This is a genomic window from Streptomyces sp. NPDC002795 (assembly GCF_042888725.1).
Lineage (GTDB): Bacteria > Actinomycetota > Actinomycetes > Streptomycetales > Streptomycetaceae > Streptomyces.
Map to the genome: position 1 here is coordinate 373,451 of NZ_JBIAQB010000009.1, position 24,728 is coordinate 398,178.

Sequence of the window (24,728 nt, forward strand, 5' to 3'; positions counted from 1 at the left end):
CCGTGCCACGCCCGTAGCTGAGGAGGGCCGCCGCGATGCGCCGCAAGGCCAGCCTGATCCTGCTCGCCTTCGCCGTGTTCTTCACGGCGATGTCCCCACTGATGCGCTGGTACGCGTTCCCGCGCCTCGCGAAGATCCCGCCGAGCCAGTACCAGACGATGGTCCTGGAGGCGAAGAACGCGACCCTCGTCGACTACGGGACCATGAAGGAGAAGAAGGTCCCCAAGCTCAACATCGTGCAGACCCTCAAGGGCAACGTCGAGGCGTCCGACAAGGTGGAGAAGACCGCCGGACGCGACGTCGTCGTCTGGGACGGCCTCACCTACGTGACGGGGCCCGACGGCAAGATGGTCTCCCAGATCCCCGAGCGCTACATCTTCGACGCCCACAGCTCGGCGCCCGTGCACGCCAAGGGTGAATCGGTCGACGGCGACCCGGTCAAGCGCGAGGGCATCGAGTTCAAGTGGCCCTTCCTTACGGAGGCGCGCGACTACGAGTACTTCGACGCGCGTGCCCGCGTCACCCGGCCCATCCACTACAAGGGCACGGAGAACTTCCACGGCCTGGAGATCTACCGCTTCGAGCAGACCATCCCGTGGACGAAGGTTCCGTTCCCCAAGAAGCTGCCCGTGAAGGGCATCACTCCGGAGTCCGTCGCCAAGACCGGCACACAGATGTGGTACTCGACCGTCCGCACCTTCCTGGTCGACCCGACCACCGGCGCCCCCGTCTACGGCGAGGAGCAGCACAAGGAGGAGATGCGCGGCGGCACCCTGCTCGCCGGCGACCCCGACAAGAAGGTCACCGCCTTCGCCGGCGACGTCAAGATGCGCCCCGACTTCATCGAGTCGACGGTCGACCTGGTCAAGTCCCAGCGCGTCCTGGTCCTGCTGCTCACCGCCTACCTGCCGTGGGGCTTCCTCGGTCTCGGTGTGCTGCTGCTCGCCCTGTCGCTGTGGCTGGAGGCGCGCAGCCGGCGTCCCGGCGAACCGGAGGAGACGCCGGTGGCCGAGCCGGAGCCGGACCCGGTCAGCGTCTGAGGCGGGCGTTCGTGTGCCGCGTGGGCTCGGCCGCCGCCGGGTCCTCGGGCCACGGATGCTTGGGGTAGCGGCCGCGCAGATCGGCCCGTACGGAGCGGTAGCCGTCGCCCCAGAACGAGGCCAGGTCCGCGGTGACGGCCGCGGGCCGTCCCGCGGGCGACAGCAGATGCACGAGCACCGGAACACCCGCCACACGCGGTGTCTGGCGCAGCCCGAACATCTCCTGCAACTTCACTGCCAGTACGGGCTGTTGGGGATCGGAGTAGTCGAGCCGCACCCGCGAGCCGCTCGGCACCTCGAACCGCTCCGGCGCCAGCTCGTCCAGGCGCGCCGCCCGGCCGCCCGCCCACGGCAGCAGCCGCCTCAGCGCCTCCCCGGCATCGATCCGCCCGAGGTCGGCCCGGCGCCGCGCCGCACTGAGCTCGGGCTCCAGCCACTCGTCCACGCGCGCGTGCAGCGCATCGTCGCTCACGTCCGGCCACGGCTCCCCGACATGCCGCCGCACGAACGCCAGCCGCTCCCGCAGCGCCACGGCGTCCTTGCTCCACCGCAGCAGCCCGAGCCCCTCGCGCCGCAACCCTTCGAGCAGAGCGTCCCGTACGAGGCCGGGGGCGGGGTTCTTCAGGGGGCGTACGGCGAGTTCGACGGCGCCGAGCCGGGTGACGTGCCGGGCCACCAACTCGCCGCCCGCCCACGCCACTTCGTCGCCCTCCTGGAGGAGTGAAGCGGCGGCCCGGCGCGCGGTCCCCTCGTCCACGACCGCGCCGAGCCGCACGCGCGCGTGCCCGGCTCCCACAGGCCGGTCGGCGACAGCGACGGCGACCCACTCGGCGTCCCGCAGGGCGGACCCGTCGGGAACGTCGGCGCGGGTGCCGGAGACCATGAGCAGCGAGCCCCCGGTGCGACGGGCGACGCGCTCGGGGAAGGCGAGCGCGGCGACGAGCCCGGCCACCTGGTCGTCCGTGTCGTCCCGGACCCGGCCCTGGTCCGCCCCGGACTCGCTCACGAGGCCGGCGAGCCGTCGTACCTCCTGACGCCACCGGGCCGCGTAGGCGTCACCTCCGCGCCGGGCCGCGCGCAGCGCCCCGCCCAGGTCGTCCCCGTAGTCGCGCGGCGGCTCGTCGCCGAGCAGCGCCACGACCTCCGCCGCCCGCTTCCCGGAGACGACCGGCGCCGCGTCCACCAGCGCCCGGCCGAGCCGTGGATGCAGCCCGAGCCGCGCGAGCCGCGCACCGCGTCCGGTGGCCCGGCCCGCGTCTCCCCCGACCGCTCCGACCGCCGTGAGCACCGACCGTGCCGCCGCCATCGCCCCGCCCGGAGGAGCGTCGAGCAGCGCGAGCCCCGAGGCGTCCGGGTCGCCCCAGCACGCCACTTGCAGCGCGAACGCCGTCAGGTCCGCCACCTTGATCTCCGGGGAGGGGAAGCGCGGAAGCCGCCCGTCCTCCGCCTCGTCCCAGCACCGGTACACCACACCCGGCGCCTCACGCCCGGCCCGCCCCGCCCGCTGCGTCCCGGCCGCCCGGGAAGCCCGTACGGTCGTCAGCGCGCTCAACCCGCGCGCGTGGTCCACCCGCGGCTCCCGCGCGAGCCCCGCGTCCACGACGGACCGCACCCCCGGCACGGTCAACGACGACTCGGCGACGGCAGTGGCCAGGACGACCCGTCGCCGCGCACCCGCCGAGAGCACCGCGTCCTGCACGGCGGCCGGCGCCCGCCCGTGCACCTGAAGCACATCCACCTCGCCCAGGCCGCCCAACTGCCCGGCCACGCGCGCGATCTCCCCGACACCCGGCAGGAAGCACAGCACGTCCCCGTCCCGCTCGGCGAGCGCTCGGCGCACCACGGACGCCACATGCGTGAGCAGCGCCGGATCCACCCGCATCCCGTGCGGCGGCCGCACCGGACGCGCGGGCGGCGCCCACACCACGTCCACCGGATACGAGACGCCCTCGGCCTCGACGACCGGAGCGCCCCCGAGCAGCGACGCCCACCCCTCGGCGTCCGTCGTCGCGGACGCCGCGACGAGCTTCAGCTCAGGACGCAGCGCCTCGCGCACGTCCCACAGGAAGGCGGCCACGGTGTCCGCGTCGAGGTGCCGCTCGTGCACCTCGTCGAGCATCACGGCATCGACGCCGCGCAGCTCCTGGTCCCGCTGCAGCCGTTGCAGCAGCACGCCCGTCGTGACCACCTCGACGCGGGTACGCGGCCCGACGACGCGCTCGCCGCGCACCGTGTAGCCGACCCGTTCCCCCACCTGCTCGCCGAGCAGCCACGCCATCCGCCGCGCCGCCGCCCGGGCCGCGATCCGCCGCGGCTCGGCGACCACCACACGACGTACGGGAGCGTCCTCGTCGAGCAGCCCGGCGAGCACGAGCGGTACGAGGGTCGTCTTGCCGGTGCCGGGCGGCGCCACGAGCACCGCGGCCCCGTCCGCGTCGAGCGCGGACGTCAGGGCGGGCAGCGCGGAACGTACAGGAAGGGCTTGCAGCGCGTCGTTACGCACAGAAGGAGGGGGTGAGGTCACACCTTCAGTCTCGCTCGCACACGAAGATCGACGTGCCCGGGATCAGGTTCCCGCGCAGCGGCGACCAGCCGCCCCACTCCTGCGTGTTCCACTCGGGCCACTCGGGCTCCACGAGGTCGACGAGCCGGAAGCCGCCCGCCACCACGTCCCGCACCCGGTCCCCGATGGTCCGGTGATGCTCGACGTACACCGCCCGCCCGTCCTCGTCCTGCTCCACATAAGGAGTGCGGTCGAAGTACGAGGCGGAGACGGACAGGCCCTCGGGGCCCGGCTCGTCGGGGAACGCCCAGCGGATCGGGTGCGTGACGGAGAAGACGAACCGTCCGCCGGGCCGCAGCACGCGGTGCACCTCGCGCAGCACCTGCACCTGGTCCGCGATGAAGGGGAGCGCACCGTACGCGGAGCAGGCGAGGTCGAACGAGCCGTCCTTGAAGGGGAGCACGCTCGCGTCCGCCTCCACGAGAGGCACCTTGCCGCCGTCGATGCGCAGCGCGTGCTGGAGCTGGCGGTGCGAGAGGTCGAGGGCGACGGGGCGCGCGCCCTGGGCGAGCAGCCAGCGCGAGCACTGCGCGGCGCCGGCCCCGATCTCCAGGACGTCCTTGCCGGCGAGCTCGTCGAGCGGGCCGAGCAGCTCGGCCTCGATCTCGTCGAGCCCCTCGGGGCACCACACGAAACGGTCGTCGCCCAGAAACGTGCCGTGCTCCACCTGGTAGTCGTCCGCGTTCCTGTCCCACCAGCCGCGGTTGGCCCGCGAACTCTCCGTGGTGTCCGCGTCCCGCCGGGTCGCCGTCGAGTCGTCGTCGACCGTAGAGGGGGAGTCGTGCGCTTCCATTGGTCCGGACTCTTGGATGATCCGCTCCCTCGTAATAATGTGCGGGCCCTGCGGTGCCAGTGGCCTCGTGTGACAGGTTTTGTGCCGGGTATGCGGCGATCCGCCCCGGGTGTGCGCCTTCGCGCATTGACCCTGTCCGGCTGCCCCCGTATGCTACAAGTTGCGCTGCGGGCCTGCGCACCTCAGACATAGCAGGCTGTGCTCGCATCTGTTGCATGTCCCCTCGGTTATCGAGGCGCCACCGGTTCCTTACGGAAATCCGGATTCGGCGCTTCCTGGGCTGTCCGGCTTCTTCGGGTGCGAAACAGGTTCCCGGCGTGGCAGTACCCCCCGACTTTCAATGTCCGCCGGAGCCCTTTCCCACATGACGAGCAGCACCGAGACCACCGCCACCACCCCGCAGGTTGCGGTCAACGACATCGGTAACGAGGAAGCATTCCTCGCCGCCATCGACGAGACGATCAAGTACTTCAACGATGGCGACATCGTCGACGGCGTCATCGTCAAGGTTGACCGGGACGAGGTCCTCCTCGACATCGGTTACAAGACCGAAGGTGTCATCCCGAGCCGCGAGCTCTCGATCAAGCACGACGTCGACCCGAACGAGGTCGTGGCCGTCGGCGACGAGATCGAGGCCCTGGTTCTCCAGAAGGAGGACAAGGAAGGCCGCCTCATCCTGTCCAAGAAGCGCGCTCAGTACGAGCGCGCCTGGGGCACGATCGAGAAGATCAAGGAAGAGGACGGGATCGTCACCGGTACCGTCATCGAGGTCGTCAAGGGTGGTCTCATCCTCGACATCGGCCTCCGTGGCTTCCTGCCGGCCTCCCTCGTCGAGATGCGTCGTGTCCGCGACCTCCAGCCTTACGTGGGCAAGGAGCTCGAGGCCAAGATCATCGAGCTGGACAAGAACCGCAACAACGTGGTCCTGTCCCGCCGTGCCTGGCTCGAGCAGACCCAGTCCGAGGTCCGCCAGACGTTCCTCACGACCCTGCAGAAGGGTCAGGTCCGCTCCGGCGTCGTTTCCTCGATCGTCAACTTCGGTGCCTTCGTGGACCTGGGTGGCGTCGACGGCCTCGTCCACGTCTCCGAGCTCTCCTGGAAGCACATCGACCACCCGTCCGAGGTTGTCGAGGTCGGCCAGGAAGTCACCGTCGAGGTCCTCGACGTCGACATGGACCGCGAGCGTGTCTCCCTGTCGCTGAAGGCGACGCAGGAAGACCCGTGGCAGCAGTTCGCCCGTACGCACCAGATCGGCCAGGTCGTTCCCGGCAAGGTCACGAAGCTGGTTCCGTTCGGTGCGTTCGTCCGCGTCGACGAGGGCATCGAGGGCCTGGTCCACATCTCCGAGCTGGCCGAGCGCCACGTGGAGATCCCGGAGCAGGTCGTCCAGGTCAACGACGAGATCTTCGTCAAGGTCATCGACATCGACCTCGAGCGCCGTCGCATCAGCCTCTCGCTGAAGCAGGCCAACGAGGCGTTCGGCGCCGACCCGTCGGTCGTCGAGTTCGACCCGACCCTGTACGGCATGGCCGCGTCGTACGACGACCAGGGCAACTACATCTACCCCGAGGGCTTCGACCCCGAGACCAACGACTGGCTCGAGGGCTTCGACACCCAGCGCGAGGCTTGGGAGGGCCAGTACGCCGAGGCGCAGCAGCGCTTCGAGCAGCACCAGGCCCAGGTCATCAAGTCCCGCGAGGCCGACGCTCAGGCCGAGGCCGAGGGCGCTGCGGCTCCCGCCGCCGGCGGTGCGGCTCCGGCCGCCTCCGGTGGCAGCGGTGCCGGTGGCGGCGGCTCGTACTCCTCGGAGACGGCCGACAACTCCGGCGCGCTCGCCTCGGACGAGGCGCTCGCCGCGCTTCGCGAGAAGCTGGCGGGCGGCCAGAGCTGAAACGCTCTGCGCTAGCAGGTAGTTAGGCGGCTGGGTCGCACCGGAAGGTGCGGCCCAGCCGTTTTTTGTGCCCTGGGCCACAGGGCGGTGCGTCGTCGGCCGTCTCCGCGGCGATGTGCCGCGCGCGCGGTTCCCCGCGCCCCCAAACAGGGAATGTCCGTGGCCGCTCCGTGCGTTGTTCTGGTGGAACACGAGGAGGAGCGGTCACTGTGCTTGATCCGCAGGATTTGTACTCATGGGAGCCGAAGGGGCTCGCCGCCGTGGACATGGCGCTTGCCCAGGAGTCGGCCGGGTTGGTCATGCTCTATCACTTCGACGGCTACATCGACGCAGGTGAGACCGGCGACCAGATCGTCGAGCGGCTCATCGACTTGTTGCCGCACCAGGTGGTGGCCCGCTTCGACCACGACAGGCTCGTGGACTACCGGGCACGCCGTCCGCTGCTCACGTTCCGCCGCGACCGGTGGAGCGAGTACGAGACGCCGGTGCTTGAGGTGCGGCTCGTACAGGATGCGACGGGGGCGCCGTTCCTGCTGCTCGCCGGGCCCGAGCCGGACGTCGAGTGGGAGCGTTTCGCCGCCGCGGTGCGGCAGATCGCGGAGCGTCTCGGGGTGCGCCTCGCGGTGAACTTCCACGGGATCCCGATGGGCGTCCCGCACACCCGCCCCGTCGGCCTCACCCCGCACGGCAACCGCACCGATCTGGTGCCCGGGCACGCCAGTCCGTTCGACGAGGCGCAGGTGCCGGGCAGCGCCGCGGCCCTCGTCGAGTACCGCCTCATGGAGGCCGGGCACGACGTCCTCGGCGTCGCCGCGCACGTCCCGCACTACATCGCCCGCTCCGCGTACCCGGACGCCGCGCTGACCGTCCTGGAGGCGATCACTGCGGCGACCGGCATGGTGCTGCCGGGCGTCGCGCACGGGCTGCGCACGGACGCGCACCGTACGCAGACGGAGATCGACCGTCAGGTGCAGGAGGGCGACGAGGAGCTGGTCTCCCTGGTCCAGGGCCTTGAGCACCAGTACGACGCCGTCGCGGGAGCGGACCAGCGGGGCAACATGCTGGCGGAGCCGCTGGACATCCCGTCTGCGGACGAGATCGGCCAGGAGTTCGAGAAGTTCCTGGCGGAACGCGAGGGCGACGCCTGATCGCAGGGCCTAAGCTTCCGCTTATGTTGAAGGTGGGGCTGACCGGCGGTATCGGTGCCGGCAAGAGTGAGGTGTCACGGCTGCTCGTGGAGCGGGGGGCCGTGTTGATCGACGCCGACAAGATCGCGCGGGAGGTCGTCGAGCCCGGGACCGAGGGGCTCGCGGCCGTCGTCGAGGCATTCGGCGGGGAGGTGCTCGCTCCGGACGGGAGCCTGGACCGGCCCAAGCTCGGCTCGGTCGTGTTCGCGGACGCCGACAAACTGGCCACCCTCAACAAGATCGTGCACCCGCTGGTCGGCACCCGCTCCGCCGAACTGGAGGCCGCCGCGGGCCCCGACTCCGTCGTCGTCCACGATGTGCCGCTGCTCGCGGAGAACGGGCTGGCCCCGCTCTACGACCTGGTGATCGTCGTCGACGCGGGCACCGGGACCCAGCTCGACCGCCTCACCCGCCTGCGCGGCATGAGCGAGGAGGACGCGCGGGCCCGGATGTCCGCGCAGGCCACCCGCGAGAAGCGGCTGGAGATCGCGGACATCGTGATCGACAACGACGTACCGCTGGAGCGGTTGAGGGAGCGGGTCGACGAGGTCTGGGCGGAGCTGGCGCGCCGGGCGCGTGCCGCGACCGCGTGATCGTCCTCGCCGCCTGCACCGCGCTCGGCGGCCTGGTGGCGCTGGTCGCGGGTGCGTACGGAGTGCAGCGGAGCCTTCGCGTCCAGGGCGCGGGGAACATCGCGCAAGCCCTGGTCAAACCGCCGCAGCCGGGGTCCGAGCGGCCTCTGCTCCAGTTCGAGACGGACGACGGTCGGGTCGTGGAGGTCGTCTCGCCCGTGCCGCCCAGCAAGCGGCGACCGCTGCCCGCCGGCGGGGTCGTCAGCGTCGCGTACGACACCGAGGACCCGCGCGAGACCGTGCTGCTCGGGGGTGAACGGCCCGGCGTGGACCGGGCCTTCATGATCGCGGGAGCGTTTCTCGTGCTCGTCGGGATGGTGCTCACGGTGTCCCTGAGCCGCTCGCGCTGATCGCGTCGCGTGTTCCGCCGAAGGGCGGCGGGCAGGAATAGGCCTTACGGTCCACGGTGTTGACCTTGTCGACACCAGGAGGAGGTTCGTCGTGCCCGAAGCCACGCCGGAGACACACGTCATCGACTACCGCGCCGCCGAGCAGCTCCTGGCCGCGCGTGATCCGCGCGGAGCGGTGAAGCTTCTGGACGACGTGATCGCCGTCTACCCGGAGCACACGGCGGCCCGGCTGCTGCGGGCCCGCGCGTTCTTCGCCGCCGCGCAACTGCGGGCGGCCGAGCTGGAGTTCACGATCGTCCTGGAGCGCGAGCCGGACAACGCGTTCGCGCACTTCGCGCTGGCCAGGACGTACGAGCGGTGGTCGCGCCCGCAGCAGGCCCGGCGGCACTTCCGCCTCGCCGCCGCGCTCGACCCGCAACCGGACTACCTGGCGGCGGCCCGCTTCGACGACTGAGCGCCGCTAGCGCATCTTGCGGTACGGCGGGACGTTCCGGCCCGGCTGGTAGTGCGGGCCCTGGCGGATGTGCCGCAGGATCATGAACAGGTCGACCGTCGTGATCAGCCACAGGATTGCGCAGGCCAGCGCCCACCACGGGCGGTGCGCGAGCAGGAACGCGACGGTGCCGAAGACCGTCCACACGAGGCCGAACAGCGCGAGGCCGAGCCGCATGCGCAGCGGGCTGCGGGCGGTGACCGGCTCGTCACCGGTGCGGACGAAGTGCGGCGGGTGCGTCGGGCGCATGGTCACCATCCCCTCGGGGTGCGGCACCTTCCAGGATGCCACTCACGGGTGAAGCGGCGGGGGGTGGGAACGGGGCCGGTGGTCGGTTCGTTGGCCGTGCATGGGTCTTGAGATGCGTAGGGGATACGAGGGCACGGGGCCGGGAGCCATCACACCGGACGGATGTGCCGTGGAGCTGTACTCGCGGCTCGTGGTCGAGGACGAGCCGGATGTCGTCGCGGGTGCCGTGCCCGCCGGTGCGACTCTGCTGGAGCTCGGCTGCGGGGTAGGCCGCGTCACGCATCCGCTCGTCGAGCGGGGGTTTCGGGTGACGGCGGTGGACGAGTCGCCGGAGATGCTGGAGCGGGTCAGGGGCGCGCGCACGGTGTGCGGCGCCATCGAGGGGCTCGACCTCGGCGAGACGTTCGACGCGGTGATACTCGGGTCCATCCTCGTCCACACCGGGGACGCGGAGGTGCGGGCGGGGATGCTCGACACGTGCAGGCGCCATGTCGCCGAGGGCGGCAGCGTGTTGATCCAGCGGGAGCGGCCGGGGGCGCACGAGAACCTGCCGCGTGAGGTGACCGGGCCCGGTGGTGGGTTCACGATCCGCAAGCTCTACTCGGAGCCGGTCGGGGACGGCGTGCGTTCGGTGAAGGTCGAGTACGTGTTCCCTGACGTGGTGTGGACGCAGACGTATCGGGCCCGCCCGCTTGGTCCGGAGGAGTTCGAACGGGTGTTGGCGCAGGCGGGGTTGAAGGTTGACCGGGTGTTGACGGGGGACGGGGCGTGGGTGCGGGCGGTGGTGGCGTGACGGTGCGCGGCCCCCACGGCTCCGTTGCGGGACACCGGTCCCACGCCGCGGGGCTCTGCCCCGGACCCCGCGCCTCAATCGCCGGCGGGGCTTGATTTTGCCCTCGGGGGCCGGAATGGGTAAGCCCCTGCGGCGATTGAGCAGCGGGGTATGGGGCAGAGCCCCAATGCTTCACCCCGGTCCCGTGCCTCAAGCGTCGGCGGGGCTTGATTTGTCCCCGGGATCCGGGTCCGGACCCGGGCCCTGGCCGAACACGCCGCGGAGGCGTTCCAGTTCTCTGCGGTCGCGTTTCGTCGGGCGGCCGGTGCCGCGGTCGCGGATGCCGACCGGGGTGATCACCTCGCGCGGGGGCGGCGGCGGGGAGTTGTCGACGTAGGCCTCGGCGGCGACCGGCGCCCCGACCCGCTTGCGGATCAGGCGTGTGACCTTGACCAGCCGCTCGCGCTCGCCGGGCCTGCGCACCCGCACCTCGTCCCCGACGCGCAGCGCGTAGGCGGGCTTGACGCTCGTCCCGTTGACCTTGACGTGCCCGCCCTTGCAGGCCGCTGCCCCCGACGCGCGCGTCTTGACCAGGCGTACGGCCCAGATCCAGCTGTCGACCCGCACGCTCTCCCCGCCGCCCGAACCGTCCGGCGCCTGTGGTGTCCCCGGTGTCTGCGATGCCATGCGTCCGACGATAGCCCCGCGTGGGCCGCGCCCCGAACCCGTAGTCGCGTCCCTCGGCGAGCCCCGGCCGAACTGCCCCCGCACTGACTGGATAATCCGGGCGAAAGGAGCGTATTCGACAGCGAGGGGTGCATGAATACATGGACGGCATGGATGCCATCGATCCGAACGGCGATCCGAACGGTGGCCCGAACGGTGACCTGCGGGCCGCGGTCGACCGGCTGATGGACGGGCTGCGGTCCGACCTGGAGCGGCTGGCCGTCATTCCGTCCATCGCCTTTCCCGGCTATCCGGCGGAGCCGGTGCGTGAGGCGCACGACCTGCTCGTCGGGCTGCTGCGGGACGCGGGCGTGGAGCACGTCGAGACCCTCGACCTGCCCGACACCGCGCCGGTGATCTTCGGCGAGATCCCGCCGCCCACGCCCGACGCCCCGACCGTCCTGCTCTACTCCCACTACGACGTGCAGCCGCCCGGCGACGAGGACCTGTGGAAGTCGCCGCCCTTCGAGCCGACCGCGATCGAGGGCGGACTGCGGGCCCGTGGCATCGCGGACGACAAGTCGAACGTCATCGCGCATCTGGGGATGCTGCGGGCCTTCGGTGGGCGTCCGCCGGTCGGCGTGAAGATCGTCTTCGAGGGGCAGGAGGAGTACGGCAGCCCCTTCGACGAGTACCCGCCGACCGACCCCGAGCGGTTCGCCTGTGACGCCATGGTCATCGCCGATCTCGGCAATCTCCGGCCCGGTACGCCGACCCTCACCACAGGGCTGCGCGGCGCCGCCGAGGTCACCGTCGAGGTCCGTACGCTCGAAGAGGCCCGCCACAGCGGCGAGTTCGGCGGCGCGGCCCCCGACGCCCTGCTCGTCCTCCTCAAGGCCCTGTCCACGCTCCACGACGTGCACGGCGACGTCGCCGTCGAGGGGCTGCGCCGCGACCGGTGGACGGGAGCCGGCTACACCGACGAGGAGTTCCGCGAGCTCGCCGGGGTGGCGGAGGGACTTCCGCTGATCGGCAGCGGCACCCTCGGTGAGCGCCTCTGGAGCGGGCCCGCCATCACCGTCATCGGCCTCGACGCGCCGAGCGTGGCGGGCGCCGCCTCTGCCGTCGTCCCGTACGCCCGCGCCAAGCTGAACCTGCGCTTCCACCCCCAGCAGGACCCGCGCGAGGCCCAGGACCTCCTCGTACGGCATCTGCGCGCCCTGCGGCCCTTCGGTGTCGCGCTCACCGTCACCCCCGGGGACACGGGCCCCGGATACGAGGCGGCGACCGGCGGCCCCGCCTACCGCGCCGCCCGCGCCGCGCTCAAGGAGGCGTGGGGCGCCGACGCCTCGTACGTCGCGACCGGCGGCTCCATCCCGCTGGTCAACGGCCTCGCGCAGGCCGCGCCGGACGCCGAGGTGCTGCTCTTCGGCGCGCAGGACAACCTCTGCAATCTGCACGCCCCCAACGAACGCGTCCTGTTCTCCGAACTGCACGCCACGGTCGTCGCGATGTGCGCGTTCGTGCGGGAGTACGCGGCCGACTTCCGGAGCGGAGCATGAGCACCGCAGGGCCGAAGGACACGACCGAGGCCCCCGAACAGCCCCCGGCGAAGCGGAAGTTCACCTTCCCCAGTGCCCTCGCCGTCCTCGCCGTCGTCACGATCGCGATCTGGCTGCTGGCGTTTCTGATCCCGTCGGGGGAGTACGACAGGAACAGTGACGGCGCGCCCGTCGAGGGCACGTACCAGCGCGTCGACTCGGGGCAGTCCTTCGTCGACCGGCTGAACGACCTGTTCCTCGCCCCGGTCAATGGTCTCTACGGCATCCAGGACCCGAAGACCGCCCTCGTCTCGCCCGACAACTCCGGTGATCTGTACGGCAGCGCGGGTGTCTTCCTGTTCGTGCTCGCCATTGGTGCCTTCATCACCGTCGTATTCGCCACCGGCGCCCTCGACCGCGGCATCGGGCGCCTCGCCCACCGGCTGCGCGAGCGCGGGGCGCTGCTCATCGCGGGCGTCATGGCCGTCTTCTCCGTCCTCGGCACGGTCGAGGGCTTCGCGGAGGAGACGCTCGGGTTCTACGGCCTGATCGTGCCGCTGATGCTCGCGCTCGGCTACGACCGGATGACGGCGGTCGGCGCGATCATCCTCGGCGCGGGCGTCGGCGTGCTGTGCTCGACCGTCAACCCGTTCGCGACCGGCGTCGCCTCGTCGGCCGCCGACATCTCGCTGGGTGACGGCATCGCGCTGCGGTTCGCGATGTGGATCGTGCTGACCGCGGTCACCATCGCGTACGTCATCCGCTACGCGAAGCGGGTGCGGCGCGACCCGGCGCACTCGATCTCGGGCTTTCTGCCGGGGGACCGGGACCTCGACGAGACGGCCACAGAGGCGGCCGAGGTTCCCGAACTGACCGGCCTGCACAAGGGCGTTCTGGTCGCCACGGCGCTGGTCTTCGCCTTCATGATCTTCTCGGTGGTGCCCTGGGCGAGCGCCCTGACCGGCGACGCAGAAGCAACCCCGTACGGCTTCGAACTCGACTGGTCCTTCCCGCAGTTGGCGGCGCTGTTCCTGGTCGCGGCCGTGCTGGTGGGGCTCCTCGCGCGGATGGGCGAGCAGAAGCTCAGCTCGACGATCGTCCAGGGCGCGGCCGACTTCGTCTCGCCCGCGCTCGTCATCCTGCTGGCCCGCGGCGTCACCGTGATCATGAACAACTCGAAGATCACGGACACCGTGCTGCACACGATCGAGGGCGTGGTGAAGGGCACCTCGTCCGGCGTCTTCGCGATCATCGTCTTCCTCGTGAACCTGCCGCTCGCCTTCCTCATCCCGTCCACGTCCGGGCACGCGACCCTCGCCATGCCGATCCTCGCGCCGCTCGCCGACTTCGCGGGCGTCTCGCGCGCGGTCGTCGTGACCGCGTGGCAGGCGGCCAGCGGCTGGATGAACCTGTGGGTGCCGACGACCGCCGTCACCATCGGCGGCGTGGCCCTCGCCAAGGTCGGCTACGACCGGTATCTGCGGTTCGTATGGCCGCTGCTGGTCATCTTGTTCGTGCTGATCTGCGTGTTCGTCGCGCTGGGGGCCGCGCTGACGTAACCCCTATCGTCGGGGGCATGGACGGTCTCGGTGAACTCGACGAGCGGATCAGCGGGTGCCGGGCCTGCCCGCGGCTCGTCGAGTGGCGTGAGGAGGTCGCGCGCACCAAGCGCGCCGCCTTCGCCGACTGGACGTACTGGGGGCGCCCGGTGCCCGGCTTCGGCCCGCACGACGCGTCGCTGCTGATCGTCGGTCTCGCGCCCGCCGCGCACGGCGCCAACCGCACGGGCCGCATGTTCACGGGGGACCGCTCGGGCGACGTGCTCTACCGGGCCCTGTACGACATCGGGCTCGCCTCCCGGCCGGACGCCGAGAGCGCCGACGACGGGCTGACCCTGCACGGCGTCCGGATCACCTCGCCCGTGCACTGCGCGCCGCCCGCGAACAAGCCGACCCCGGCCGAGCGCGACACGTGCAGGCCCTGGCTCGTCCAGGAGCTGAACCTGCTGCGGCCCACCCTGCGCGCGGTCGTCGTGCTCGGCGGGTTCGGCTGGCAGGCGGCGCTGCCCGCCTTCACCGAGGCCGGCTGGGCGGTGCCGCGCCCGCGCCCCGCCTTCGCCCACGGCACCCGCGTCGACCTCGAAGGGACCGAAGAGGCCGAACCACTGGCTCTTTTCGGCTGCTTCCACGTCAGCCAGCGCAACACCTTCACCGGGAGGCTCACCCCGGAGATGCTGCGCGGTGTGCTGCGGGACGCGGCGGGCGCGGCAGGACTGCACCCGTTCGGCCCAGCTCAGGAGGACCGCGACCCGCCCGCTTCCTAGCGTGGGCGTGTGGCAGCACTGACAGCGCAGGAGACGACGTCCAAGCCGCCCGCGGCGGCCTACCGCAACCTCATCGTGGCGACCGTGGGCTTCGCGCTCACGTTCTGGGCATGGAACCTCATCGCCCCGCTCGGCAGCGCCTTCGGCGAGTCCCTGGGGCTCAGCTCGTTCGAGCAGTCCTTCCTGGTCGCCGTGCCGGTGATCGTCGGATCGCTGGGCCGGATCCCGGTCGGCGCCCTGACCGACAAGTTCGGCGCCAAACTGATGTTCCCGCTGGTCACAGCGGCGACGATCATCCCCGTGCTCCTGGTGACGGTAGCCAGGGACTCGTATCTGGCCATGATCCTCGTCGGCTTCCTGCTGGGCCTCGGCGGCACCACGTTCGCCATCGGTGTCCCGCTGGTGAACTCCTGGTTCCCGCCCGCCAAGCGCGGCGCGGCGATCGGCATCTTCGGCATGGGCATGGGCGGTGTGGCGCTCTCCGGGTACTTCACGCCGCGCATCGCCAAGCACGGCGAGAACCTGCCGTTCTACATCGTGGCGATCGCACTCGCCGTGTACGTGGCGATCTCCTGGTTCCTCATCAGCGACCACCCCGGTCGCACCATCCCCACGACCTCGCTCGGCGAACGCCTCGGCGAGGCCGGGAAGCTGCGGGTGACCTGGGAACTGTCGGCGCTCTACGCGATCGGCTTCGGCGGCATCGTCGCGTACGGCACCTATCTGCCCACGTACCTGAAGACCTGGTACGACCTCGACCCCATCGACGCGGGGACCAAGGCCGCCGGGTTCGCCCTCGTCACCGTCATCTTCCGGCCGATCGGCGGCTGGCTCTCCGACCGGGTCCACCCCGCGGTCGTCACCGCGTGGGCGCTCGCCGTCGTCGCGATCTTCGCCATCGTGCAGGCGTTCAACCCGCACCTGGCCCCCGGCGGCACGATCGACATGCTCGTCATGGGCGCGGGCCTCGGCACCGCGAGCGGCAGCGTCTTCGCCCTCGTCGCCCAGGTCACGCCACCGTCCCAGGTCGGCTCGGTCACCGGCATCGTCGGCGCCATCGGCGGCCTCGGCGGCTTCGTCCCGCCGCTGGTCATGGGCGCGATCTACAGCGCGCAGAACTCGTACTCCATCGGCTTCATGCTGCTGTCCGACCTGGCGCTCGCCGGCTGTGTGTACGCGTACGGGCGGATGCGCAGCATCAACGTGCACCAGCAGTAATCCGGAGGCGGTGCGCGGCGGGCGGGTAGTAGGTTCGCCGGATGTCTCTGTACCCGCCCGTCGAACCGTACGACCACGGCCTGCTCGACGTGGGCGACGGCAACCGGATCCACTGGGAGACCTGCGGCAACCCGCACGGGAAGCCCGCCGTCGTGCTGCACGGCGGGCCCGGAACCGGGGCCTCGCCCTTCCCCCGGCGCCTGTTCGACCCGGAGCGCTACCGGATCGTGCTGCTCGACCAGCGCGGCGCGGGCCGCTCCACGCCGCCGGCGAGCGCGTACGACACCGACATGAGTGTCAATACGCTCCCGAAGCTGATCGCCGACCTGGAGCTGCTCCGTGCCCACCTCGGCATCGAGCGCTGGCTGGTGTGGGGCGTGTCCTTCGGGTCCGTCCTGGCCCTGCGGTACGCGCAGACGCACCGGGACGCCGTCTCCGAACTCGTCCTGACGGGCCTGGCGACGGGCAGTCAGGAAGAAGTCGACTTGTTGACGCGGGGGCTCGGCAAGGTGTTCCCGGAGGCGTTCGCCGCGTTCCTCGACGGGCTGCCCGAGGGGGAGCGGGACGGCGATATCGCGGCCGCGTACAACCGGCTCCTGGAGTCGCCCGACCCGTCCGTGCGCGAGCGGGCGGCGCTGGCCTGGACCGACTGGGAGACGGCGTGCGTCTCGCAGCCGCCGCGCTCCGTGCCCCGCTACCAGGACCCGGACTTCCGGTACGGCTTCGCGCGCACGGTGACGCATTACTGGGGGCAGGGGCACTTCTTGGACGGGCCCGACACGGTGCTGCGTGACCTGCCGCTCCTGGATGGGCTCCCGGCGGTGGTGGTGCAGGGGAAGGTGGACCTGGGCAATCTGCTCGGCATCCCGTGGCGCCTCGCGCGGGCGTGGCCGGACGCCGAGCTGATCGTCGTGGACGACGCGGGGCACAACGCGGGGGCGCCAGGCATCACCGATGAACTGGTCGCCGCCCTGGACAGGTTCAGCGGGCCGGGCCGGTTCAGCGGGAGCGGCGCCGCCTGACACGCTCGCCCTGCGCCTCGATGAACTGCAGCTCCAGGGCGATCGGGGCGGGCGCCAGACCGGGCCCGCCGGCCTCCGCCCACGCCAGGACCTCGTCGGTCGCGTCGTCGCCCATCGACCAGCCGATCCACGCGGCCTTTCCGCCACGGGCGCGGCCCTGGGCGGAGGGCTGGAGGACGACGACGTTCGCCTGGTCGCACGGCCCGAGACAGTCGACGACCCGCACGGCGAACCGCCCCTGCGAGGCCCGCGCCGCCGCCTGCCAGCGCTCCAGCTGCCAGTCGTGGTCGTAGCCGGGGTACTTGCGGGCGTCGCCGCAGCAGCAGCCCCGGCACACGACGAGGGTGCAGGGACGGGTGCGGGCGGCGCCGATCAGGGTGGGCACGGGGGTGGGGCTCCTGGTCCTACGGGTACGGCGGTCGGCGGTTACGCGGTGGTGTCGGCGTCGAAGAGATGACGCACGGTCGAGCGGTAGTTGGTGCGGACGTGGGTGAGGGCCATCGCCCGCGCCCGGTCGGCGTCGCCCTCGGCCATCGCCTCGTACAACTCCCGGTGTTCGGCGAGCTGTTGGGCCCACTCCTCACCGCGCCGGGTCAGCCAGCGCAGCCGCCCGCCGACGGGCTGCATCACGGACACGATGAGCTCGTTGCGCGCCATCTCCAACAGCCGGTCGTGGAAACGGGAGTTGACGTCGGTGTTCGTCTCGGCGTCGCCCTCGCGCGTGGCACGCGTGGCACGTTCGAGCAGCCCCTCCAGCTCCGCGAGGTCGTCCTTGGTGGCCCGTTCGGCCGCGAGCCCGGCGGCGTAGACCTCCAAGGCCTCGCGCAGCTCGTACAGTTCGGTGACATCGGTGCGGGTCAGAGTGCGCACGACGGCCCTGCGGGGCGTCTCGTACGTCACGAAGCCCTCGGCGAGCAGCGCCCGGATCGCCTCGCGGACGGGCACCCGGGACACCCCGAACCGCTCGGCGAGCTCCCGCTCGACGAGCCGCTCGCCCGGCCGCCGGTGCCCGCCGATGATGTCCTCGCGCAAGGCCGCGAGCACGCGCTCGCGCACCGCGCCCAGGGGCTCCACCGATTCTGCCGTCGTCATGGGCCCATCTTCGTCGATGCGTCCGAGGGGGAGGGGGAGCGGGGTGGGTTTACGGCATCGCTCGGTTTAGCGTGGGCGCATGCCCGAGTTCACCGATGACGTCTTCCTCGACCGCCTCGCCGACCGCCTCGACGCCCTCCCCGGTGTGCACGCCGTGACCCTCGGCGGGTCCCGGGCCCAAGGCACGCACACCGCCGCGAGCGACTGGGACACCGCCGTGTACTACCGGGGGAGCGAGGGGCTGTTCGAGCCCCGGCACCTTCGGGACGTCGGGTGGGAAGGGGAGGTCTCCGAGATCGGTGGCTGGGGCGGGGGTGTCTTCAATGGCGGTGCCTGGCTGAACGTCGACAGGCGGCGCGTCGATGTGCACTACCGGGATCTGGATGTCGTCGAGCACGAGTTGAGTGAGGCCGAGGGCGGGCGGTTCCGGGTCGAGCCGTTGATGTTCCACCTCGCCGGGATCCCGTCGTATCTCGTCGTCGCCGAGCTGGCCGTCAATCGCGTGCTGCGCGGCGGGACGCCCAGGCCCGACGGGTATCCGGTCGCCCTGCGCGAGGCCGCCCCCGACGTGTGGTGGGGGCGCGCCTCGATCACCCTCGATTACGCGAAGGGGAACAACGCGCCCCTCGGTGGGCGCACCGAGGTCCTCGGGGCCGTGGCCGGCGCCGCGATGCAGGCCGGGCACGCGGTGCTCGCCGCGCGCGGGGAGTGGGTGACCAACGAGAAGCGGTTGCTGGAGCGGGCCGGGCTGCGGGGGATCGACCACGTGCTGGCCGACTCCTCGATTCCGCTCGGAGAACTCGTCGACCGGGCGCGGGAGTTGATGGCGCGGGCCGTCGCCGGCGCTCAGTAGCCGGGAAGTCCCAGCGGGTACGTGCGCAGGTCACGCCAGCCCGTTCCCGCGCCCTCCGTCGCGATCAGCTTCACCGACTCCACGTGCGCGTGGAGCGGCAGCGCCGCCGTGAACTCCGTCTCCGGGATGCCGTCCGTGCCCGCGCCGCTCGCCAGCGTGAGGTGGGGGTCCAGGCCCTCGTCGCCGAAGATGCCGCGGTAGGGGACCGCCTCCGGCCAGCGTGACCTGATCGCCTTCGTCAGCGTGCGGAGGGGGTCGTCCGGGGTCGGCGGCAGGTAGAGGACGCCCGGCCAGCGGCGTACCTCGGCGAAGGTGAGGGGGAGCGGGGGCGTCGACGCGAAGAGCGCGCGCAGTTCCCTCTCCGTGTCCGGCGTGATCCGCTCCAGCGGGAGGAACGGGTAGAGCACGGTGATGTGGGCCCGCGACGGTGTGCGGACCAGCGCGTCCGCCTCCGGGACGTGGATCGTCAGGGCCGTGTCGCCGGGGACGTCCGGCCAGCCGCCGTTGTCCTCGTCGTCCTGTGATGTACGTCGCGTGGGCACGGTCAAGTGTCACATTCCGGAAACCTCGCTGTTTCCTCCCCTCCAACAACTCCGCCTACTCTTGACAGACCAGTTCAGGCTGGCCGACGGCGTCCGGCACCCCTCCGTGTTCGTACGACAGGAGTCTGCCCACCGTCATGCGCCGCCCCCATTCGCTTCCGCCCTGGCTGAACCACGCCCTGCGCGCTCAGCGCGCGCCCGTGCCGTGGCCCGCCGTCGTGCGCGGGGCCCTGGCCGGCGGGCCGTTGTTGCTCGTCGCCGTCGCCGCCGGGCGGCCGTCCAGCGGGGTGCTGCTCGCGCTCGGGACGCTGCTCGCCGGGGTCAACGACCGGCCGGGGCCGCGGCTCGCCGCCGTGTCGCGGCTGGGCGGGCCGGCGCTCGCGGGTGCGCTGGGGATGACTGTCGGCAGCTTCGTGGGCGGCGCGCTGCCGACCGGTGCGCTCATCGCCTGCCTGTTCGCCGTGCTCGGGGTGGTGGGCGGTGCGTTCAGTGCCGTCGGGCCCATCGCGTCCTCCGCCGGGACCCAGTTCCTCGTCACCGTCGCCATAGGTGCCGGGATGCCGCTCCCGGAGCCCGGCTGGCAGCGCGCGCTGCTGTTCGCCGGGGGCGCCGCGTGGCTGATCCTGCTGCGACTGCTGCTGCCCTCTCCCGTACGCACGAACGTACGCACGAAGGGGTTCGGATACCTCTACGACGGTGAGCGTGCCGCCGTCGCCTCCGTGTACGAAGCCGTGGCCCGGCTGCTCGACGCGGCCGGTGGACCCGAGGCCCAGACGCGCCGCGTCGCGCTGACCGCCGCGCTCGACCAGGCGCAGGACGCCCTGCGGCGCGGCCGCTCCCAGGCCTCCCTGCGCCTGCGCCGCCAGTACTCCGCCGCCCTCCCGCTCGCCGAGGCCGCCACCGCCCTCGCCTGGACCGGACAGCCGGTGCCCGCGCGGGCCGGCCAGGGGCCGCGCCGGCTCGCCGCCGCCGTACGGACCGGGGAGGCCCCCGGCGCACTGCCCGCTCCCGCCCGCGCCGACGCGGGCCTGCGCGCCCTCGACGAGGCGCTGCTGCGGGCCGCCGAGGCGTTCGACGGCGCCGGTGTCCGGAGCGTGGTGGCCGGACGGCGCCCGCCCGAGTCCGGGATCGGGCTGCTGGACAAGGTGGTCGGGCCCGCGGCGGCCCGCGTCGGACTGCGCTTCGGGGCCGGTGTCCAGCTGCCGGCGCCCCGGCGGCGCGCGTCCGTGGGCGGGGTGCTGCGCAGGGTGGCCGGGCCCGCCGGGCGCGAGTACGGCGTCCGCGTGGGGCTCTCCTTCGGTGCCAGTGCCGCCGTCGCCCAGGCCCTGCACCCGCTGCACTGGTACTGGCTGCCCGCCACCGCCGTCTTTCTCGTGAAGCCGGACCTCGGGCCGCTCGCCTCGCGCGCGCTGTGCCGGGCCGCCGGGACCGTCGCGGGCGCCGTCCTCTTCGCGGGACTCGCCGCGGTACTGCCCCAGCCGCTCGGGCTCGTCGCGCTCGTCGCCGCCTGCGGGACGCTGATCCCCGTCGCCACCCGGCACTTCGCCGCGCAGACCGCCGTCGTCACCGTCCTCGTCCTGTCCCTGGTGATGGTGGGCGGAGAGCCGCAGGCGTCCTGGGGCCGGATCACCGAGACGCTGCTCGCCTGCGCCATCGTGCTGGTCGCCGGACATCTGCCGCTGCCGGGCGGGCACCGCGGGGGCGGGGTGCGGGTGCGGCTGGACGTCGCGCACGACGCCGCCCACGCCTACGTACGGCATGTGCTGAGCGAATCCGGCGAGGACGTGACCGGCGTCGACCGGCACGGGCGGTGGGCGCTGCGGCGCGAGGCGTACCGGACGCTCGCGCAAGCGCGCGCCGCCGTGGACGTCGCCGCCGCCGAACTGCCGGTGCTGGCGCGGCACTCGGACGGCTCGCGGCAGGTGACCGTCGTACTGGAGCGGCTCGTCGACGCGACGACCGCGTGCGCGGTGCAGGTCGACGACACCGGGCGGGTGCCCGAGCAGCACGCGCGCAGGATCGACGTGCTGCTCGCGGAACTCGCCGCCTGACACACACGTACGGTTCAGGGCCGCAGATCGATCCACACGGGCGCGTGGTCGGAGCCCGGCGCGTCCCGCCGCTCCTGCGGATCCGCGCCCACCGACGGCAGCGGTTCGGGCGAGGCGCCCTCGCCGGGCGGCACGCCCGTCCCCGCGCGGACGACGTGGCCGAGCAGTTCGTGCGAGACGAAGACGTGGTCGATCAGCTCGCGGTGGCCCGCGTGCATCCGCGAGTACCTCTGCTCCTCGGGGATCAGCGGCGCCACGTTCCACAGCCGCTTCGCGTCGCCCTTGTCGGCGTGGTCGAAGCCGGGCGTGCCGATCTCGGAGCCGGGCGGACCCTGGAGGATCTGCGTGGTCGCGGCGGACGCCTCGTCGTTGAAGTCGCCCAGGACGGCGACGCGTTCACGGCGGCCGTCCTCCCCGACGAGGGTGTCCGCGAGGGCGCGTACGGTCGCCGCTTCCGCCGCGCGCCGCTGCAGCGCGTACGTCGCGTAGCGCGCCCGCTCACCCTCGTCGCGCGGCACGAACCGGCCGCCCGGATAGCCGAGCAGCTTCGACTTGAGGTGGCAGACGGCGGCCGTGAGCCAGGTCGCCCGTGTCGAGAAGTGCACGGCGAGCACGCCCCTGCCCGCCCGCTCCACCGTCCTGCCGCCGTCGTCCACCTGCACCGGGCGCACCGCCTCCGGGAACGCGGCCGTGTCCGCGACCACCTGCACGCCGACATCGGCGAGGAAGCCGACCCGGATCCCGCGCTCGTCGGGGTACTGCGACAGCGTCGCCGTGCAGCGGCCGTCGAGCAGCTGCACCAGATCGTCGAGCGCCGCCGGGTCGCCGACCTCCTGCACGCCGAGAAGGGTGGGCCGGAGCCGGTTCACGGTGGCGGCGAGAGAGGCGAGCTTCGCCTCGTACGTGGCCTTGTCACGGGGGCCGTAGGGGCCGCCGGGGCGGTAGAGGTTCTCCAGGTTCCAGGTTCCGACGAGCATGGCGTGCTCCGTCCGCTGGCCGGCCCGGACGGGCCGGGGCGGCCAGCGTGCCAGCGGCTCCGCCGGGAGGACAGCGCTCCTTCAGAAAATGTTCCGCCGCAGCGATGAGTTCCGCACAGCCCGCCGGTCACCCCTCACGAGAAACACGACCGGAGGAGGAACCATGGGGCTGCCGAAGGTGGTCACGCGCGAGGAGTGGCGCGCCGCGCGCGAGGAACTGCTCGCCCTGGAGAAGGCGGCGACCCGGGCGCGGGACGCGCTGAACACACGGCGGCGCGAGCTGCCCATGGTCGAGATCGACAAGTCGTACGTCTTCGAGGGCCCGGACGGGAAGTCGGAGCTGCTCGACCTGTTCGACGGGCGCCCCCAACTCGTCGTCTACCACTTCATGTTCGCGCCGGACTGGGACGCGGGCTGCCGTAGCTGCTCCGGCTTCCTCGACCAGATCGGGCACCTGGCCCATCTGCGGGCCCGCGGCACGGAGTTCGCGGCGGTGTCCCGCGCGCCGTTCACCCGGATCCTGCCGTTCAAGGCGCGGATGGGATGGACGGTGCCCTGGTACTCGTCCCATCTCAGCGATTTCAACCAGGACTTCGGGGCCACGTACGTGGACGAGGACGGCACCCCCCAGGAGCAGCCCGCGATCAGCTGCTTCCTGCGCGAGGGGGAGCGGGTGTTCCACACGTACTCGACGTTCGCCCGCGGCATGGACCACATCGGGTTCACCACGAACCTCCTGGACCTCACCGCTCTCGGCCGCCAGGAGGAGTGGGAGAAACCGGAGGGGCGCGCGTCGGCTCTCGGGGCGCCGGCGGGCAGTGTGCGGGTGCGGTATCACGACGAATACGTCGACTGAGATCCGCCGGGATCTCCGTACGTACGACCTGACCTCGTATCAACTCGGTGTCATTCTCGTCACGTTGCGAGCCGTGAGTGGCCCTGTCAGCGTTCTCCCTCATGAAGCGCCCGGACGCGTGGGGCGCCGTACATCGGCACGATCACGGGGGCAGGGACGAGTGATGGTGAACGGACGAGTGGTACTGCAACGCTTCCCGGCAGGCGGGCCCCGCGGCTCCTGGCCCGCGGAGGAGTACGCGAAACTGCGCCGCCAGGAGGGCCAACCGGCCGAGGTGGTCATGGACTTGGCGACGGACGCGTTCCTGGTGATCGTGCGGGAACCGGCGGCCGATCTCGTGGGCTGACGCCTTCGCTCGCGGTACGGGTGCGCTACGAAGCGCCGACCGACCGCGACCACACCGGCGTGGTCCCCGTGACCCGGCACAGCGCGAGGTACAGCGGAATCGGCGGCGTGTACGGCACCGAACCCTCCGGACAGTGCACCAGGTCGGGTGTCCGCGGGGCGTCGAGCACCAGGGCGCCCGCCGTGTAGCACGCGGGCGCGGGCCACTCCAGGGACACATCGGAGTCCGACGGTACGAGCCACCACCAGTGCGCCCCGTCCGCGTACACGCACCCCATCCGCGGCAGGCGCTTCGCCATCGCGCGGCCGAACTCCTCGGGCACCGCGACGGCGTCGCAGCCGAGCGGTGCGGTCATGCCCGCGGGCACGCTGAGCCGTACGGGAGGCGTGCGGCCCGAACGCGGAGACTCCGCGTGCTCCGGACGCCGGGGGCGACGCCTCCGGGCCAGTCCGGCCAGCGAGTTCAAGTGCATCGTCCGCTTGCCCGTTGTCACCACGCCCATCCGATCCTGTTTCGCACGTTCGTCGTTCCTCCGCCCGCCGTCCGGCAGCGGCGGACGTTCACCAGGCCCATCCGGCGCCGTCCGACGCGCCGGGGACGGGGCCCGGCGGCTGCGGCGCCAGGGCGTCGCGGGGCAGTTCGGCCCAGACGAGGAGACCGGGCCCGGTCTCCTGGGCGCCCCACGCCGTGGCGACCGCGGCCACGAGGAGGAGCCCCCTGCCGTGCTCCTCCTCGGGCGCGACGCGGCCCGCGTGGGCGTCACCGGGGATGCAGCCCTCGTCCCTGACCGCTATGCGCAGGCGGTCACCGGAGTCGTCGCGCAGCTCGCGCAGTTCGCAGTGGATGCGCCGGCTGGCGGTGTGCACGATCGCGTTCGTGACCAGTTCAGACACGACAAGAGCCGCCGCGTCACAGGTGTCCTCGCACGCGCCCCACGCACTGAGGTGGGTACGCGTCACGCGCCGGGCCTGAGCGGCGGAGCCCGGATGGGGAGCCAGTTCGAAACTGCTGCGGCGGGTCGACGGACGGGCCCCTGTCGGGGTACCCGAACGGTCACCGAACGTAGTTTCGCTGACTTCTGTTCCTAAGGGCGCAGACGGAGTCACGCTTGCCACTATCTCCCCGCCATGAACACTTGGCAAGGGCCACTCTGAAAAGTGCAGAGTGGCGTATGCCGTGTGGAGCGGGCATGGCAGACTGCTCGCAACAGCGCGCCACACGGCCCCCAACGGGGGTGAATCGCAGGGAAACGGCCGGTGAGGGACGTCTTT

At 72.1% G+C, this 24,728-nt stretch carries 26 protein-coding genes; 16 read left to right on the forward strand and 10 right to left on the reverse strand.

Translation table 11 applies throughout. The annotated features are described in order from the left end of the window. Positions 1-35 precede the first annotated feature (35 nt). On the forward strand, positions 36-1,040 hold the full coding sequence (locus ACFYWS_RS27900) for a DUF3068 domain-containing protein (protein WP_389280935.1): 1,005 nt from the start codon (positions 36-38) through the stop codon (positions 1,038-1,040). On the opposite strand, the gene hrpB is transcribed toward ACFYWS_RS27900, so the two are convergent. Both hrpB and ACFYWS_RS27910 read right to left on the reverse strand, forming a co-directional pair. After that, on the reverse strand, positions 1,030-3,543 hold the full coding sequence (gene hrpB, locus ACFYWS_RS27905; protein WP_389280936.1) for an ATP-dependent helicase HrpB: 2,514 nt from the start codon (positions 3,541-3,543) through the stop codon (positions 1,030-1,032). The two genes, ACFYWS_RS27900 and hrpB, sit on opposite strands and share 11 nt — an antisense overlap. A gap of 25 nt (positions 3,544-3,568) precedes the next feature. Next, positions 3,569-4,396 carry a class I SAM-dependent methyltransferase gene (locus tag ACFYWS_RS27910; RefSeq protein ID WP_389280938.1) on the reverse strand — a complete coding sequence of 276 codons (828 nt, stop codon included), beginning with the start codon at positions 4,394-4,396 and terminating at the stop codon, positions 3,569-3,571. A gap of 364 nt (positions 4,397-4,760) precedes the next feature. Between ACFYWS_RS27910 and rpsA the strand changes: the two genes are divergently transcribed. The 5 genes from rpsA to ACFYWS_RS27935 all read left to right on the forward strand — a co-directional run bounded on the left by rpsA (position 4,761) and on the right by ACFYWS_RS27935 (position 8,910). Continuing rightward, positions 4,761-6,287 (forward strand): 30S ribosomal protein S1, encoded by a 1,527-nt coding sequence (rpsA, locus tag ACFYWS_RS27915; protein ID WP_389280940.1) that lies wholly within the window; start codon positions 4,761-4,763, stop codon positions 6,285-6,287. Positions 6,288-6,496: 209 nt separating this feature from the next. Continuing rightward, positions 6,497-7,435, forward strand: coding sequence for a PAC2 family protein (locus ACFYWS_RS27920; protein ID WP_389280941.1), 939 nt, complete (start codon positions 6,497-6,499; stop codon positions 7,433-7,435). A 23-nt stretch (positions 7,436-7,458) separates the two neighbouring features. Next, the gene (gene coaE / locus ACFYWS_RS27925; RefSeq protein ID WP_389280943.1) at positions 7,459-8,067 is read left to right on the forward strand and encodes a dephospho-CoA kinase; all 609 of its coding nucleotides are present in this window, start codon (positions 7,459-7,461) and stop codon (positions 8,065-8,067) included. After that, positions 8,064-8,456, forward strand: coding sequence for a DUF3592 domain-containing protein (locus tag ACFYWS_RS27930; protein WP_389280945.1), 393 nt, complete (start codon positions 8,064-8,066; stop codon positions 8,454-8,456). Before coaE ends, ACFYWS_RS27930 begins: the two co-directional genes overlap by 4 nt. Positions 8,457-8,547: 91 nt before the next feature. Continuing rightward, positions 8,548-8,910 carry a tetratricopeptide repeat protein gene (locus ACFYWS_RS27935; RefSeq protein ID WP_389280946.1) on the forward strand — a complete coding sequence of 121 codons (363 nt, stop codon included), beginning with the start codon at positions 8,548-8,550 and terminating at the stop codon, positions 8,908-8,910. Positions 8,911-8,916: 6 nt separating this feature from the next. Here the strand turns inward: ACFYWS_RS27935 and ACFYWS_RS27940 are convergent, their stop codons facing one another. Further along, the gene (locus ACFYWS_RS27940) at positions 8,917-9,198 is read right to left on the reverse strand and encodes a DUF6343 family protein (protein WP_389280948.1); all 282 of its coding nucleotides are present in this window, start codon (positions 9,196-9,198) and stop codon (positions 8,917-8,919) included. Positions 9,199-9,298: 100 nt separating this feature from the next. Between ACFYWS_RS27940 and ACFYWS_RS27945 the strand changes: the two genes are divergently transcribed. Then, complete coding sequence (locus ACFYWS_RS27945; RefSeq protein ID WP_389280950.1) at positions 9,299-9,991, forward strand: class I SAM-dependent methyltransferase; 693 nt, start codon at positions 9,299-9,301, stop codon at positions 9,989-9,991. A 189-nt stretch (positions 9,992-10,180) separates the two neighbouring features. Here the strand turns inward: ACFYWS_RS27945 and ACFYWS_RS27950 are convergent, their stop codons facing one another. Further along, positions 10,181-10,657 (reverse strand): RNA-binding S4 domain-containing protein, encoded by a 477-nt coding sequence (locus tag ACFYWS_RS27950; protein WP_389280952.1) that lies wholly within the window; start codon positions 10,655-10,657, stop codon positions 10,181-10,183. Positions 10,658-10,806: 149 nt separating this feature from the next. Here ACFYWS_RS27950 and ACFYWS_RS27955 point away from each other — a divergent pair, with 149 nt between their 5' ends. The 5 genes from ACFYWS_RS27955 to pip are packed head-to-tail and all read left to right on the forward strand — an operon-like array spanning position 10,807 to position 16,740. After that, positions 10,807-12,198: a M20/M25/M40 family metallo-hydrolase gene (locus ACFYWS_RS27955; protein ID WP_389281070.1), complete on the forward strand. Its 1,392-nt coding sequence runs from the start codon at positions 10,807-10,809 to the stop codon at positions 12,196-12,198. After that, the gene (locus tag ACFYWS_RS27960) at positions 12,195-13,736 is read left to right on the forward strand and encodes a YfcC family protein (protein WP_389280954.1); all 1,542 of its coding nucleotides are present in this window, start codon (positions 12,195-12,197) and stop codon (positions 13,734-13,736) included. The genes ACFYWS_RS27955 and ACFYWS_RS27960 overlap by 4 nt, the downstream gene beginning before the upstream one ends. A 17-nt stretch (positions 13,737-13,753) precedes the next feature. Further along, entirely contained in the window at positions 13,754-14,500 is a 747-nt protein-coding gene (locus ACFYWS_RS27965; protein ID WP_389280955.1) for a uracil-DNA glycosylase, read from the forward strand. Positions 14,501-14,509: 9 nt separating this feature from the next. Beyond that, complete coding sequence (locus ACFYWS_RS27970) at positions 14,510-15,718, forward strand: nitrate/nitrite transporter (RefSeq protein ID WP_389280957.1); 1,209 nt, start codon at positions 14,510-14,512, stop codon at positions 15,716-15,718. A gap of 41 nt (positions 15,719-15,759) precedes the next feature. Continuing rightward, positions 15,760-16,740, forward strand: coding sequence for a prolyl aminopeptidase (gene pip, locus ACFYWS_RS27975; RefSeq protein ID WP_389280959.1), 981 nt, complete (start codon positions 15,760-15,762; stop codon positions 16,738-16,740). Here pip and ACFYWS_RS27980 read toward each other — a convergent pair. After that, the gene (locus tag ACFYWS_RS27980) at positions 16,718-17,125 is read right to left on the reverse strand and encodes a (2Fe-2S) ferredoxin domain-containing protein (RefSeq protein ID WP_389280961.1); all 408 of its coding nucleotides are present in this window, start codon (positions 17,123-17,125) and stop codon (positions 16,718-16,720) included. The two genes, pip and ACFYWS_RS27980, sit on opposite strands and share 23 nt — an antisense overlap. Before the next feature lie 41 nt (positions 17,126-17,166). Further along, positions 17,167-17,832 carry a GntR family transcriptional regulator gene (locus tag ACFYWS_RS27985; RefSeq protein WP_389280963.1) on the reverse strand — a complete coding sequence of 222 codons (666 nt, stop codon included), beginning with the start codon at positions 17,830-17,832 and terminating at the stop codon, positions 17,167-17,169. A 79-nt stretch (positions 17,833-17,911) separates the two neighbouring features. Between ACFYWS_RS27985 and ACFYWS_RS27990 the strand changes: the two genes are divergently transcribed. After that, complete coding sequence (locus tag ACFYWS_RS27990) at positions 17,912-18,685, forward strand: nucleotidyltransferase domain-containing protein (protein ID WP_389280965.1); 774 nt, start codon at positions 17,912-17,914, stop codon at positions 18,683-18,685. Here the strand turns inward: ACFYWS_RS27990 and ACFYWS_RS27995 are convergent. Then, on the reverse strand, positions 18,679-19,227 hold the full coding sequence (locus ACFYWS_RS27995) for a 2'-5' RNA ligase family protein (protein ID WP_389280967.1): 549 nt from the start codon (positions 19,225-19,227) through the stop codon (positions 18,679-18,681). The two genes, ACFYWS_RS27990 and ACFYWS_RS27995, sit on opposite strands and share 7 nt — an antisense overlap. A 137-nt stretch (positions 19,228-19,364) precedes the next feature. Here ACFYWS_RS27995 and ACFYWS_RS28000 point away from each other — a divergent pair, with 137 nt between their 5' ends. Next, a complete protein-coding gene (locus ACFYWS_RS28000; RefSeq protein WP_389280968.1) occupies positions 19,365-21,278 on the forward strand; it encodes an FUSC family protein in 1,914 nt (637 codons plus the stop codon). Between the two features lie 14 nt (positions 21,279-21,292). Here ACFYWS_RS28000 and ACFYWS_RS28005 read toward each other — a convergent pair whose 3' ends face one another. Beyond that, complete coding sequence (locus tag ACFYWS_RS28005; protein WP_389280970.1) at positions 21,293-22,255, reverse strand: endonuclease/exonuclease/phosphatase family protein; 963 nt, start codon at positions 22,253-22,255, stop codon at positions 21,293-21,295. Positions 22,256-22,418: 163 nt separating this feature from the next. Here ACFYWS_RS28005 and ACFYWS_RS28010 point away from each other — a divergent pair, with 163 nt between their 5' ends. Together ACFYWS_RS28010 and ACFYWS_RS28015 are read left to right on the forward strand one after the other, a co-directional pair. Then, on the forward strand, positions 22,419-23,111 hold the full coding sequence (locus tag ACFYWS_RS28010; protein ID WP_389280972.1) for a DUF899 domain-containing protein: 693 nt from the start codon (positions 22,419-22,421) through the stop codon (positions 23,109-23,111). A gap of 163 nt (positions 23,112-23,274) precedes the next feature. Continuing rightward, positions 23,275-23,457 (forward strand): hypothetical protein, encoded by a 183-nt coding sequence (locus tag ACFYWS_RS28015; RefSeq protein WP_389280974.1) that lies wholly within the window; start codon positions 23,275-23,277, stop codon positions 23,455-23,457. A gap of 25 nt (positions 23,458-23,482) precedes the next feature. Here the strand turns inward: ACFYWS_RS28015 and ACFYWS_RS28020 are convergent, their stop codons facing one another. Both ACFYWS_RS28020 and ACFYWS_RS28025 read right to left on the reverse strand, forming a co-directional pair. Further along, complete coding sequence (locus tag ACFYWS_RS28020) at positions 23,483-23,959, reverse strand: hypothetical protein (RefSeq protein ID WP_389280975.1); 477 nt, start codon at positions 23,957-23,959, stop codon at positions 23,483-23,485. A 58-nt stretch (positions 23,960-24,017) separates the two neighbouring features. Next, entirely contained in the window at positions 24,018-24,416 is a 399-nt protein-coding gene (locus ACFYWS_RS28025) for an ATP-binding protein (protein ID WP_389280976.1), read from the reverse strand. Between the last annotated feature and the right edge of the window lie 312 nt (positions 24,417-24,728).